Source organism: Paludibacterium paludis (assembly GCF_018802605.1).
Lineage (GTDB): Bacteria > Pseudomonadota > Gammaproteobacteria > Burkholderiales > Chromobacteriaceae > Paludibacterium > Paludibacterium paludis.
Window position 1 is genome coordinate 2,023,857 of sequence record NZ_CP069161.1, and the last position, 12,496, is coordinate 2,036,352.

Annotated in this window: 14 protein-coding genes and 1 pseudogene; 4 read left to right on the plus strand and 11 right to left on the minus strand. The window is 62.3% G+C overall.

The annotated features are described in order from the left end of the window. Positions 1–153: 153 nt before the first annotated feature. The 3 genes from rsgA to JNO50_RS09125 are packed head-to-tail and all read right to left on the minus strand — an operon-like array spanning position 154 to position 2,593. Complete coding sequence (gene rsgA, locus JNO50_RS09115; RefSeq protein ID WP_189534844.1) at positions 154–1,020, minus strand: ribosome small subunit-dependent GTPase A; 867 nt, start codon at positions 1,018–1,020, stop codon at positions 154–156. Continuing rightward, a complete protein-coding gene (locus JNO50_RS09120; protein ID WP_189534843.1) occupies positions 1,017–1,349 on the minus strand; it encodes a 4a-hydroxytetrahydrobiopterin dehydratase in 333 nt (110 codons plus the stop codon). The genes rsgA and JNO50_RS09120 overlap by 4 nt, the downstream gene beginning before the upstream one ends. After that, complete coding sequence (locus tag JNO50_RS09125) at positions 1,346–2,593, minus strand: M48 family metallopeptidase (RefSeq protein WP_189534841.1); 1,248 nt, start codon at positions 2,591–2,593, stop codon at positions 1,346–1,348. Before JNO50_RS09125 ends, JNO50_RS09120 begins: the two co-directional genes overlap by 4 nt. Positions 2,594–2,671: 78 nt before the next feature. On the opposite strand from JNO50_RS09125, the gene orn reads away from it, so the two are divergent. Genes orn through JNO50_RS09140 form a run of 3 tightly spaced genes read left to right on the plus strand, consistent with a single transcriptional unit; the run spans position 2,672 to position 5,406 of the window. Beyond that, positions 2,672–3,217 carry an oligoribonuclease gene (gene orn, locus JNO50_RS09130; protein ID WP_189534839.1) on the plus strand — a complete coding sequence of 182 codons (546 nt, stop codon included), beginning with the start codon at positions 2,672–2,674 and terminating at the stop codon, positions 3,215–3,217. A gap of 31 nt (positions 3,218–3,248) precedes the next feature. After that, complete coding sequence (pgi, locus tag JNO50_RS09135) at positions 3,249–4,934, plus strand: glucose-6-phosphate isomerase (protein ID WP_189534837.1); 1,686 nt, start codon at positions 3,249–3,251, stop codon at positions 4,932–4,934. After that, positions 4,921–5,406 (plus strand): CinA family protein, encoded by a 486-nt coding sequence (locus JNO50_RS09140; RefSeq protein ID WP_189534835.1) that lies wholly within the window; start codon positions 4,921–4,923, stop codon positions 5,404–5,406. The genes pgi and JNO50_RS09140 overlap by 14 nt, the downstream gene beginning before the upstream one ends. Positions 5,407–5,416: 10 nt before the next feature. On the opposite strand, the gene JNO50_RS09145 is transcribed toward JNO50_RS09140, so the two are convergent. The 4 genes from JNO50_RS09145 to JNO50_RS09160 form a co-directional block, all read right to left on the minus strand. Continuing rightward, positions 5,417–6,298 carry a tyrosine recombinase XerC gene (locus JNO50_RS09145; RefSeq protein WP_189534833.1) on the minus strand — a complete coding sequence of 294 codons (882 nt, stop codon included), beginning with the start codon at positions 6,296–6,298 and terminating at the stop codon, positions 5,417–5,419. After that, a complete protein-coding gene (locus JNO50_RS09150) occupies positions 6,295–7,143 on the minus strand; it encodes an AAA family ATPase (RefSeq protein ID WP_189534831.1) in 849 nt (282 codons plus the stop codon). Before JNO50_RS09150 ends, JNO50_RS09145 begins: the two co-directional genes overlap by 4 nt. Positions 7,144–7,239: 96 nt before the next feature. Beyond that, entirely contained in the window at positions 7,240–7,659 is a 420-nt protein-coding gene (locus JNO50_RS09155) for a tellurite resistance TerB family protein (RefSeq protein WP_189534829.1), read from the minus strand. 17 nt (positions 7,660–7,676) lie between these two features. After that, a complete protein-coding gene (locus JNO50_RS09160) occupies positions 7,677–8,102 on the minus strand; it encodes an acyl-CoA thioesterase (RefSeq protein WP_189534827.1) in 426 nt (141 codons plus the stop codon). Between the two features lie 121 nt (positions 8,103–8,223). Between JNO50_RS09160 and JNO50_RS09165 the strand changes: the two genes are divergently transcribed. Then, positions 8,224–8,673, plus strand: coding sequence for a universal stress protein (locus JNO50_RS09165; protein ID WP_189534825.1), 450 nt, complete (start codon positions 8,224–8,226; stop codon positions 8,671–8,673). A 259-nt stretch (positions 8,674–8,932) separates the two neighbouring features. On the opposite strand, the pseudogene JNO50_RS09170 reads toward JNO50_RS09165, so the two are convergent. From JNO50_RS09170 to JNO50_RS09185, 4 genes and pseudogenes are all read right to left on the minus strand, one after another. Continuing rightward, positions 8,933–9,829: pseudogene (locus JNO50_RS09170) on the minus strand (IS110 family RNA-guided transposase); the annotation flags it as partial. Positions 9,830–9,898: 69 nt separating this feature from the next. Further along, positions 9,899–10,675 (minus strand): IS21-like element helper ATPase IstB, encoded by a 777-nt coding sequence (gene istB, locus JNO50_RS09175; RefSeq protein WP_215796452.1) that lies wholly within the window; start codon positions 10,673–10,675, stop codon positions 9,899–9,901. Beyond that, complete coding sequence (gene istA / locus JNO50_RS09180; protein ID WP_215796453.1) at positions 10,672–11,691, minus strand: IS21 family transposase; 1,020 nt, start codon at positions 11,689–11,691, stop codon at positions 10,672–10,674. The genes istB and istA overlap by 4 nt, the downstream gene beginning before the upstream one ends. A gap of 387 nt (positions 11,692–12,078) precedes the next feature. Next, on the minus strand, positions 12,079–12,402 hold the full coding sequence (locus tag JNO50_RS09185) for a helix-turn-helix domain-containing protein (protein WP_189536130.1): 324 nt from the start codon (positions 12,400–12,402) through the stop codon (positions 12,079–12,081). Positions 12,403–12,496: the final 94 nt, after the last annotated feature.

The window sequence follows — 12,496 nt, forward strand, 5'->3', positions numbered from 1 at the left end:
GACATCGCGACGATAATCCGGGTGAGGGTTCGGACGCCTGCCGCCGGAGAAATCGCCATGCGGAAAAGTGCCATCGAAGTCCCCGGTGGGGGGTGAACGGTGGGCGGCCGCGCGAAATGCGCGGGTCGCCTTCGGTGTGGTGACTCCGGCGCGCTATCGGGTCAGTTCGTCCGTGAGCTTTTGCAGCAGGGCCAGGCGGGAAGGGCGCACCTTTCCGTCTTGCCCGGCCTGTTTGACCGCGCAGCCGGGTTCGGCGCGGTGCGAACAGTTGTGAAAACGGCACTGGCCGATCAGGTCGCGCATTTCCGGAAAGTAACGGATCAGATCGGGGGCGGCCAGATGTTTCAGTCCGAATTCCTGCAGGCCCGGCGAATCGATCAAATGGCTGTCCCGGTCCAGATGGAACAGTGTGGCATGGGTGGTGGTGTGGCGTCCCGAGTCGAGCGCCTCGGAGATTTCCCCGGTGCGCGCGCGGGCCTCGGGCAGCAAGGCATTGGTGAGTGTGGATTTGCCCATGCCCGATTGGCCGACAAAGACGCTGGTCTGTCCGGTCAGCCATGGCGCGAGCGTCGCGGCGCCTTCCAGTGCCGACACGCTGACCAGGGTGTAGCCGAGTTGCCCGTAGGGCTCGAGCGTATCGAGCAGGGCGCGGGTCTGCGGCAGGTCGGTCTTGTTGACGACGATCACCGGGTCGATGTCGGCCGCCTCGGCGGCGATCAGGCAGCGGTTGAGCAGTTCTTCGCTCGGGCTCGGGACGGCGGCGATGACAAAAAGAATGCGCGTCACATTGGCCGCGATGACTTTTGATTTCCAGTCGTCCTGGCGATACAGCAGGCTGTGGCGCTCGCGTTGCCGTTCTATGACCGCCTGGCGGTCGTTCTGGATCAGGATGTCCACCCAGTCGCCGCAGGCGAAGTCGACGCGCTTGCCGCGCGCCGTGCAGTCGTATTCGCGGTCCCGGGTCTCGACGATGAAGCGTCGCCCGTGACTGCGGATCACTTGTCCGATGGCGTCCGTCATGCGCGTCCGGCCATCAGGGCTTCGGCCTTGGCGGCGCAGATGAAATCATTGAGCGTCAGTCCGCCGGCGTCGTGCGTCGAAAAGCGCACGTGAACCCGGTTGTAGTGCACGGACAGGTCGGGGTGATGATCTTCCCGGTGGGCGATCCACGCCAGCGCGTTCACGAACGCCATGGTTTCGTGATAATTCCCGAAATGGAACCACTTGCTCAATTCGATGCCTTCGATCTGCCATCCCGGAAGGTGGGAGTGCAGCTGTTCGCGCGTCGAGGGCGCAAGCGGGCTCATGCCGTGCTGGGCTTCGCAGGAGAGTTCCAGAAGGTGCTTCATTGTTCCTGTTCCTTGAGGTGTTGGATGCGCAGCGCGGCTGGCGGATGCGAATCGTAAAACAGGGAGTATACCGGGTCGGGCGTCAGGGTCGAGGCGTTGTCGCGATAGAGCTTGACGAGGGCCCGGATCAGGTTGTCCGCGGCGCTGTGCCTTGCCGCGAACTGATCCGCTTCATACTCGTGCCTGCGCGACAGGTGGCTCGCCAAGGGCGTCAGAATGAAGGTGAACGGCGGTGCGGCGAGGAAGAATAGCAGGAAGCCGGCGGCATGCCCCGGCGTGTTGACGCCGAGGGCGCGATAAAAATCCGGGCTGTCGATCAGTTGCGCGAGAACGAACAGGAAGGCGAGGCTGGTCATGAATGTGGTCAGCATGCGCTTGCGGATATGCTTGCCATGAAAGTGGCCCAGCTCGTGGGCGAGCACCGCTTCGATCTCGTCGCCGTCCAGTTGTTTGAGCAGCGTGTCGAAGAACACGATGCGCTTGGCTTTGCCCAGTCCGGTGAAATAGGCGTTGCTGTGGCGCGAGCGGGTCGAGCCGTCCATCATGAAAATGCCGCGGCTCTCGAAGCCGCAACGCGACAGCAGGGCGTCGATGCGCGCCTTGAGATCGGGGTCGTTCAGCGGGGTGAAGCGGTTGAACAGCGGCGCGATGACCGTGGGGTAGAGCAGCAGCAGGGCGAGGCTGGTGCCCGTCCAGGCGAGCCAGGTCCATAGCCACCAGGCCTGCCCGCCCGCGTCGACCAGCCAGAGGGCGAGACCGGCCAGAGGCAGTCCGATGGCCGCCGTGAGCAGCGCTCCCTTGATCTGGTCGAGCGCATAGAGACGCAAGGTCTGGGTGCGGAAGCCGAAGCGCGTTTCGATTCCGAAAATCGCGTACAGCGAGGCGGGCAGGGAAACCAGCCAGGAGACGGCCGCGAACAGGGTGAACAGGCATAAACCGGCCGCCAGCGGCGGCGCGCCGGTCGAGGCGACGAATGTCTGCATGGCGCCGATGCCGCCGCCGAGCGTCAGCGCCAGGGTCAATAGCGTGTCCACGCCCGCGCAGATCAGGGCGAGGCGGGTTTTTGCGATCGTGTAGTCGGCGGCCTTGCGGTGCTCGTCGAGGGTGATGGCGACGCGAAAATCCCCCGGCACCTCGTCGCGGTGGGCTCCGACGTGGCGCATATGCCTTGTCGCGAGCCAGGCGCGAAGCAGGAAGGACGCCGCCAGGGCGGCAATAAACAGCAGGGTCAACACGGGGGTCATGGGCCGAAAATTGTCATGGGTTTGCGAGAGTGGCCGCAACAAGCGAAAATAGCGGCATCTATCGAAAGAAAACACAGTATGGCACAAGATCAGAATTCCCTCATCTGGCTGGACATGGAAATGACCGGCCTGAATCCCGACACCGACCGCATCATTGAGGTGGCGGCCGTGATCACCGACAGCGCGCTCAATGTGATCGCCGAATCGCCGGTGTATGTCATTCATCAGCCCGATGCCGTGCTCGACGCGATGGACGACTGGAACAAGTCGACGCACGGGCGCTCCGGCCTGATCGGCCGTATCCGCGAGTCGACACTGGGCGAGGCCGACGTCGAAGCCGGCATGCTGGCGTTTCTGGCGGAGCATGTGCCGGCGCGCACGTCGCCGATGTGCGGCAATTCGATCTGCCAGGATCGCCGTTTCATGGCTCGCTGGATGCCCCGCCTCGAGGCGCATTTCCACTACCGCAATCTGGATGTCTCGACGCTGAAGGAGTTGTGCAAGCGCTGGAAGCCGGAGATCGCCCGGGGTGTCGTGAAAAAGGGCCGCCATCAGGCGCTGGCCGACATTCACGAATCCATCGAGGAAATGCGTTACTATCGCGAGCACTTCATCAAGCTCTGATCCTGTCCTTGCCTTTGCCTTGGAGATCTCTTTGACCGCCCGCCACTTTTCCGATTTTCGCCCGGTCGTCACCCGGCAGCGCGATATCAATACCACGCCCGCCTGGGCGCGCCTGCACCAGCATCAGCGCGCGACGCGGCACATGCACATGAAGGAGCTGTTCGAGCAGGATCCGACCCGTTTCGAGCGGTTCTCCGTGCGTCTTGACGGCATGTTGTTCGACTACTCCAAGAATCGGGTCACCGATCGCACCATGGAGCTGCTGTTCGACCTGGCGCATGTGGCGGACCTGTCTGGCTGGATGCGCAAGATGCGCCAGGGCGAGCTTATCAATGTCAGCGAAGGACGGGCGGTGCTGCATACCGCGCTGCGCCTGCCGCCGGGGGCGAAGCTGGAGGTGAATGGCCGAGATCTGGCCGGCGATGTCCATGCCGTGCTCGCCCGGCTCCGGGATTTCACCGACGCGGTTCGCGGCGGAGCGTGGAAGGGGTTCACCGGCAAGGCGATCACCGATGTGGTGAACCTTGGGATTGGCGGGTCGGATCTTGGTCCACTCGTCGTGGCCGAGGCGCTCGCGCCTTACCGGAAGAGGGATCTGCGAGTTCACTTCGTCTCGAATGTCGACGGCCAGCAGATCGCCCGGACGCTCGAGTCGCTATCGCCCGAGACGACGCTGTTCGTGATCGCGTCCAAATCCTTTTCGACACCCGAAACCCTGCTCAATGCCGGCGCGGCGCGGCGCTGGTTCCTGTCGGCCGGCCGCGAGTCCGATATCGCGCGTCATTTCGTGGCGGTGTCGACCAACGAGCCGGCGGTGCGGAAGTTCGGCATCGATCCGGCCAATATGTTCGAGTTCTGGGACTGGGTCGGAGGACGTTATTCGGTGTGGTCGGCGATTGGCCTGCCGGTGATGCTGGCGATCGGTTTCGACGCTTTTCGCGGCTTGCTCGATGGCGCGCACCGGATGGACGAGCACTTTTTCTGCGCGCCCTTCGAAAAAAACATTCCGGTGATCATGGCGCTGCTGGGCGTGTGGTACAACACCTTTTATCGCGCGCACACCCATGCCATCATGCCGTACGATCACGGGTTGCGCCGTCTTCCCGCCCATATCCAGCAGCTGGACATGGAGTCCAATGGCAAACGTGTCGGCCGCCACGGCGAACGCCTCGACTTCGACACCGGCCCGGTGATCTGGGGCGAGGAGGGCGTCAACAGCCAGCACGCCTTCTTTCAGTTGCTGCACCAGGGTACCCGTCTGGTGCCGTCCGATTTCATCGTGCCGATGAACAGCCACTACCCGCTCGAGGACCAGCACAAGGTGCTGGTCGCCAACTGTTTCGCCCAGACCGAAGCGCTGATGCGCGGCAAAACCGAAGCGGAGGTGATGCGCGAGCTGACGGATGTCAGTGGCGACCGGCTCGACGTGTTGCTGCCGCAGAAGCTGTTTCCGGGCAATCAGCCCTCCAATACCCTGGCGCTTGACCGGGTGACGCCGCAGACGCTGGGGATGCTGCTGGCCGCGTATGAGCACAAAGTGTTTGTTCAGGGCGTGATCTGGGGAATCAATTCTTTCGATCAGTGGGGGGTCGAGTACGGCAAGCAGCTGGCCAGCCGGATCCTGCCCGAATTGTCCGGCGCGTCGGGGTTCGGTCACGATTGTTCGACGGAAGGGCTGATCCGCCACTTCCTGGTGCACCACGATGCGTCGCACTGAGCTGCCCGCGACGCTCGGCGCGGCCCTGGCGGCGCGAGGCGAAACCCTGGCGACCGCCGAGTCGTGCACCGGCGGCATGGTCGCCGCCGCGCTGACCGACATCGCGGGCAGTTCGGCCTGGTTCGGGTTCGGTTGGGTGACGTATGCCAACGAAGCCAAGATGCGCCAGCTTGGCGTGTCGGCGCGAACCCTGTCCGAGTGCGGAGCCGTCAGCGAGGCGACGGTCGGCGAGATGGCGCGTGGTGCCCTTGCGGCCTCCGGCGCGCACTGGGCCGTCGCGGTGTCCGGCATTGCCGGGCCGGGCGGCGCGGTGCCGGGCAAGCCTGTCGGCACAGTGTGGTTCGCGGTGGCGCGCGCCGGAGGCGGCGTGGCCTGCCGCTTGCGGCATTTTTCCGGGGACAGGGCCGCCGTGCGCGACGCCGCGGCCTCCGAGGCGCTGGCGTTCGTACTGGAGTGCCTTGCCGCCTCCTGAGGCGGGCCGGTTACTTCTTTCTGGCGCGTGGGTGCGCGGCGTCGTACACGCTGGCCAGATGCTGGAAATCGAGACTGGTGTAGATCTGGGTCGTCGACAGGTTGGCGTGGCCCAGCATCTCCTGGACGCTGCGAAGATCGCCGGACGATTGCAGCACATGCGACGCGAAGCTGTGGCGCAGCATGTGCGGATGTACGTGACGATCGCAGCCTCCCGCCACCGCCCACTGCGCGAGGCGCTTTTCGATCTGTCTTCCCGTCAGTCGCTTGCCACTGCGGCTGCCCACGAAGACAGCCGCTTCGCCCTCCGCCGCCATCCTGACGCCCAGCCAGTCGCTCAAGCGCCGGAGCGCTTCCGCGCCGACCGGCACAAGGCGTGTCTTGTTGCCCTTGCCGTGCACGGTGACCAGCGCATCGCCCAGATCCAGGTCCTTCAGCTCCAGATTGGCCAGCTCCGACAGCCGTAGTCCCGATGAGTACATCAGCTCATACATCGCCCGATCGCGTAACGCCAGCGGACCGTCCGGTTCGATGCCCTCGAGCAGGGCGCATGTCGCGTCCACCGGCAGTGCGCCTGGCAGTCGTTTGGGTGATTTGGGCGCGCGCAAACCCAGGCAGGGGTTGGTGTCGAGCCGGCCCTCCCTGCAGAGCCAGTCGTAATAGCGGCGCCAGGCGGACAGCGCGCGGGCTATCGAGCGGCCGGACAGCCCCTTGGCGTGGAGTCTGGCGAGTAATTGCCGGATGCGCCTCGTGTCGGCTCGCTCGGGTGTGTCGCCGTCCAGTTGGGCGGTGAGCAGCGTCAGATCCTGGAGGTAGGCTTCGATGGTGCGCGGACTTCGGCCCTCTTGCGCGAGTGTCGCGGCGAACGGAGCGAACATGGCGGCGTCGTTCATTTTCGGGTCTTGAGGCGGACCATCAGCCGCTCCAGAAGGTGCAGGTCCTGCTCGTTCTTGAGGAGGGCGCCGGCGAGGGGCGGGGCGGCTTCGCCCTGCCTGACCGGCGCGAGCTCGGCCGGTGTGATGTTGCCCGCGGTCAATAGCCGGATCCAGTCGAGCAGTTCCGAGGTGGTGGGTTTTTTCTTGAGGCCGGGCAGTTCGCGCAGCGAAAAGAAAATCTCCAGCGCCTCGCGCACCAGCGTGGTCTGCAATCCCGGATAGTGCACGTCGACGATGGCCTGCATGGTGGACGCGTCCGGGAAGCGGATGTAGTGGAAGAAGCAGCGGCGCAGGAAGGCGTCGGGCAACTCCTTTTCATTGTTGGAGGTGATGACGATCACCGGGCGTTGCCGCGCCTTCACGAATCGCTGCAGTTCCGGCACGAAAAACTCCATTTGATCCAGTTCGCGCAACAGATCGTTCGGGAATTCGATGTCCGCCTTGTCGATCTCGTCGATCAGCAGTACGGGCGGGTTGTCGGCCTCGAAAGCTTGCCATAGTTTGCCCTTGACAATGTAGTTGGCGATGTCGGCGACGCGCGCGTCACCCAGTTGCGAATCGCGCAGCCGCGAGACGGCGTCGTATTCGTACAGCCCGTGCTGGGCCTTGGTGGTCGATTTGACGGGCCAGACGATCAGCTCTCGCGACAGGCTGCGCGCGATCTCTTCGGCGAGCATGGTTTTGCCCGTGCCCGGCTCGCCCTTGATCAGCAAGGGGCGCTCGAGGGTGATGGCGGCGTTGACGGCCATCATCAGGTCGTCGGTGGCAACGTAACGGTCGGTTCCGGTGAAGCGGGTTGTCATGGCGCGGTTCGGTGTGTCGTTCGTGTCGGAAGATGGGGCAGAGTATAAATGATCAGGCCGCCGTCATGGCGGCCTTCTGGCGGGTTGTGTTCCGGTTCACGACTTGGCGAAACGGGCCTCGATGTCCTCGAGGCTGATGTGCCATTTTTGCATCATGTAGCGCAGCAAGGCGATTTCCGGGTCGCTGATTTCGCCGTCCGATTTTGACAGGTCGATGGCGATCGCGCAGGTCAGAATGCGCTTGCCCTGGTCGGTGATGTCCTCGAGCAGGGTATCGACCCGTGCCTTGTCGATCAGGCGGATGGTGCCGTCCGCCTCGTCCGCTTCGTCGGAGATGTCGTCGCAGTAGTCGGTCAGGATCTGCGTGAAGCGGCGCCGGTCAAGGCCGATCAGATCGTAAGTGTGCAGCTTTTCCAGGGCGTCCAGCTCGCGTTCGTCCATGTTGCCGTCGGTGATCATGAACATGGCCAGTATGCGGGCGATGGCTTCCGGGCTGTTGCGTTGATATGTTCTCATGGGTAGCCTCCCTGTTGTTATCGGCAAAATCGTGCTGCAAAAGACTCCGGAATGGGAACGACCTTGCGGTGCCCGTAATCGAAGAACACGATGCCTGTCTTCAATCTTGCCACTTCTTTTCCGGTTCTGTCATCGGTTGCCTGATAAATGAGTTCCAGGCCGCAGCGGGAGAGGTCGCCGATGCCGATCCGGAAGCGCAGGCGGTCGCCATGCCTGGCCTCGGCGATGTAGCGGATGGCTGCGTCGGCCATGATGATGCCGACTCCGTCGACGTCCATCTCCGTGTAGCCGCTTTGCCGCAGGAAACGGATGCGGGCTTCCTGGGCGAGCGTGAGAATGGCGTCGTTTCCCATGTGGCCTCCGTAATTGATGTCGCCGACGCGGATGTCGAGTGCGGTTTCGAAAAGGAAGGTATCCGGGAGGGGGATTTCAACGCGTGCCATCGGGTGGGTGTCCTGAAATGATTGTCAACCCGGCTTCAAGTATTTAATCTGCATCAACCGTGGGCCAGTCGATTTTGCTAGACTGGTCCTGTAGAGGCTAACTTCAAGAAGAGGGCGCAAAATGTACAAGAAAATCTTTGTTCCGGTGGATGATAGCGAATCTTCCAATGTGGCGCTCGCCGAAGCGAGCAAGCTGGCCGCCGCGCTGGGCTCCGAACTGCGTCTTGTGCATGTGGTCGATCTGGCTCAGTTCGGTTGGGGCGGTACCGAGTTTCTTGATGCGGCGGAATTGCAGAAATCGGTCAAGGAATCCGGCGAGCAGGTGCTGGCGGCCTGCTGCGAAACGGTTCGCGCGGCGGGGCTTTCGGCCGAAAGCAAGATTCTGGAAAGCTGGGGCGACAAGATCGCCTCGGTGCTGATCGCCGATGCCACCCAGTGGGGGGCCGATCTGGTCGTGATGGGTACGCACGGCTGGACGGGGTTGATGCATCTTTTGATGGGCAGTGTGGCCGAAGGGGTGCTCAAGACGGCGGACATTCCTGTGCTGCTGTTGCGCCATCCGGGCGACTGAACCGGTTTTCGGCGCGTCAATGAAATCTATGGTCAGCCTGACCTTTGCAAGAACAGAGTGCTGATGAATAATGACGGGGTAGGCTTGCTCTAATCTATCCGGATTCTTGGTGGGCAGCTATGCCCGATCCATGATGTGAGCCGCTCCTGCAGGTCCCTAAAAAACCCTCAGTCTCTCATGACTGTTTTCATTGTCGGGGGGTTCTGCAGGCCGTGGGCCGGTTGTCGTCATCAGTGTCTGTCTTGGCAAAAGCAGGCTTCTACTCGCCGCCTTTCGCGAGTACCGCCCACACGACCCGTGCCAGTTTGTTGGCCAGTGCGCAGGCCACGATGTTCGAGTGGCGACGCTGCATCAGCGCCATCGTCCACGCTGCCATCGCACTCTTCCCGCGCGGCGCGTTCTGCATGATCACCCGGGCACATTGCACCAGCGGGCGGCGCAGGCTTTTGTCTCCCCGTTTGCTGATGCCCAGCAGCTTGGACTTTCCACCCGTCGAGTACTGTCGCGGCACCAGACCCAGTGATGCCGCAAAGTCACGCGCGTTGCCGTAGTCCTTGGCATTGCCGGCGTCTGCCGACAACTGGCTGGCGGTGATCGGGCCGATGCCGGGTATCGTCATCAACCGCAGGGCGACATCGTCCTGCCGGGCCTCTGCCGCGATCTCGCGCTCCAGTTCTTCGACCTCCGCCTTGAGCAAGCGGTAGTGCTCCAGCTGTCGTTGCAAGATCTGCCGGGCCTTGACGGGCAAACCGTTGGTCTCGTCCATCAGCTGCATCGGCAACTGCGTGATCCCCCGCACCCCGACGGGAAGCGCGATACCGAATTCCAGCAGCAGCGCATGGATCTGGTTGTTGGTCTGTACCCGTTCGGCAATGCGGGCCTCACGCAAGCGATGCAGTGCGGACAAGGCTTGCTGTTCGGCGCTCTTGGCGGCCACGTAACGCATGGTCGGACATGCCGCCGCCTCGCAAATGGCCTGGGCATCGATGAAATCGTTCTGGTTGCCGGAGACGAACGGACGGATGTACTGCGGCGCAATCAGTTGCACGGTATGGCCGAAGCCCGCCAGCTTGCGTGCCAGCCAATGGGCGCCACAGCAGGCTTCCATGGCGATGCGGCAGGGAGGATGCTTGGCGAGGAATGCGATGAGGCTGCTGTCAACGACAACCGAAATCTGACCCACCATTCCCTCACATCGACATTTCAACTCTGACCCACCCGGGTCTCATGGGGTGGTCGGTTTCTTGACCGCCCCGGCTTTACGTTTGTCTTTCAGTCGATAGCTTTCTCCGCTCATGCTGACGATGTGCGCGTGATGCAGCAACCGATCAAGCATGGCCGCGGTCAGCGTGGCATCGTCCGCAAAGGTCGTCGCCCATTGGCCGAACGGCAGGTTCGACGACAGGATCATCGAGCCTTTTTCATAGCGCTTGGCCACCACCTGGAAGAACAGGTTGGCCTCTTCCCGGCCAAAGGGGAGATAGCCGATTTCATCCACGATCAACAGGCTTGGCCCCATCACGGTACGATTGAAGTACTCTTTCAGCCGTCCCTGTCGTTGGGCCGCCCCCAGTTGGAGCATCAGATCGGCCGCCGAAATGAACTTCACCTTCAACCCCGCTTGCGTTGTGCGGATACCCATCGCCGTGGCCAAATGGGTTTTGCCAATGCCACTCGGACCGATCAAGACGATGTTCTCGGCTCGCTCCAGAAACGCCAGTCCCGCCAATTCCTGTATCTGCGATTTCGGGACACCACAGGCGAAACCAAAGTCAAATTCCTCCAAGGTTTTGATGGCGGGGAACCCCGCCATCCGCAACATGACTTCACGTGTACGTTCCTGGCGCAGTCGGGTCTCGCGTTCCAGCAGTCTTTCCAGGAAATCACTGTAGGGCAGCGCATCCCGCGCGGCGTCCTGCGCCACCGCCGGATACAGGGTGGCCATGGATTCCAGCTTCAATTGGCGGCACAGATGGCCGATGCGTTCTTGTTGCAAGTTCATGCGGCCTCTCCCAGCAAGGCGGCATACACCGATAGCGGGTGCTGGAGCGACTCAAACGGCATGCCGCGAGCCAGGGCCGCGGCCGGCGGGGTCGTGTTCCGGGGCGGCAACGCCTGTAAGGCATCGAGCTCGTGTCGCCAACGGTCAAGCGGCCGCTCTTTTAGCGTGGCATGCAGGCGGACATTGGCCACTTCCGCCAGCCATCGCTCCACCTCGCGGTTGGCGGTGGCCACATCCACGCGCAGGCCGGCACCTTTGAGCCGGCTCGCCAGAGGGTTGTAGAAACTTTCCCGCAAGTAGCGGTTGAAGCGCTCCACCTTGCCTTTCGTTTTGGCCCGATAGGGGCGGCACAACTTGGGCACAAAGCCCAGCGTCTTCGCCAGCGACAGCAGCCCAGGATGGAAACGATGTTGCCCGGGCCCATAGGCATCGCGCTCCAGAACCACTGTCTTCATGTTGTCGAAGAGGGCCTGACGGGGGACGCCGTGAAAGTAGTGGCAGGCAGCCAACAGGCACTCCTGCACCGATTCGAAGTCTTCGCTGTCGACAAAGCGGACAAAGGACAAGCGGCTGTAACCCAATGTGGCCACGAATGCGGACAATGGCGAGGCGCCGCGCCGGAACACCACGAAATCGGCTTGCATCTGCTGGCCTGGCTCGGTCTCGAAGCGCACCACCGGGTCGGCGTCTTGTGACCGCGTCGGTCTCAAGGGCAGGTAAAACTGCTTCAGCAACGACAGACTGCCGGAGTACCCCAGCGGCTCAATCTCCCGCATCAACACCGTGGTCGGCAACCATTGCGGATGCGCCTCGCGGATACGGCGCCGCAGATAGCCGATAAATGGATCGAGCTTGCTCGGACGTGGCGGGCGTTCTTTATAACGGTGGCTGTTGGCTTCCCGCAGATGGCGTCGAACGGTATTGCGCGACACGCCGAGCATTCGGGTGATCTCCCGAATGCTCTTCCCTTGGCGGATCAAAATCTGGATTTCCACTACTTGCTCCTGGGTCAACATAATCGGCGGCGCAAAGCCACCACGTTACCCCAGGTGGGTCAGTTTTGGTTTGTCTAGGTGGGTCAGTTTTACATTGTCGCTAACAGCAGCGATTGAACTGTTTCTTGAGGACCGGATTGCCGCGCGGGTCGTGCCCGATCAGAGGAAAACTGTGCTTGCCGATATCCAGGCCGATCCGTGTGACGGTTGCCATGATGCTCTCCCCGAAGAAGAAAAAATGCCTCAGCAGGTTTGACGCCTGCTGAGGCATTTAGGTCAGGCTGACCATCACATTAAACCCCGGCAAGTCCGGGGTTTTGTCATGCCTGCCGCCGAAAAGAACAAAACCCTGTTTTTGGCAGGGTTTTGCTCGGCGGGCTATCGGCGCGATGGCGCCGCAGATCCGTCTTAGCCGGCGATGGCCTCGGTGGTGCCTTCCTGGGATTCCAGCTTGGAGCGTACGGCCTTGCGCAGGCTTTTGTACAGATCCGGGTGGGTTTCCTTCAGGTATTCCACGATTTCGAAGTCTTCGCGGCGTACGCGCGCCAGGTCGATCTGTTCAACGTGAACCAGGCGCAGCAGTTCGCGAACCGGCTTGGGCATGTTGCGCCCGCTTTCATAACGGGAGCCACCGGATTGGGTGACGCCGATACGGCTCCAGAACTCTTGCTGGTTCAGGCCCAGCTTGCGGCGGATTTCGCGCGGATTGGCGATCTTTTCAAACAGTTTCATGAGTGTTCCTCTCATCGATAGGGTAATCGGTGCTATTGGTGTCTTGTGTTGTACGTCCCGACACTCTCAAAATAGCAAATTAATTCAATGGGAT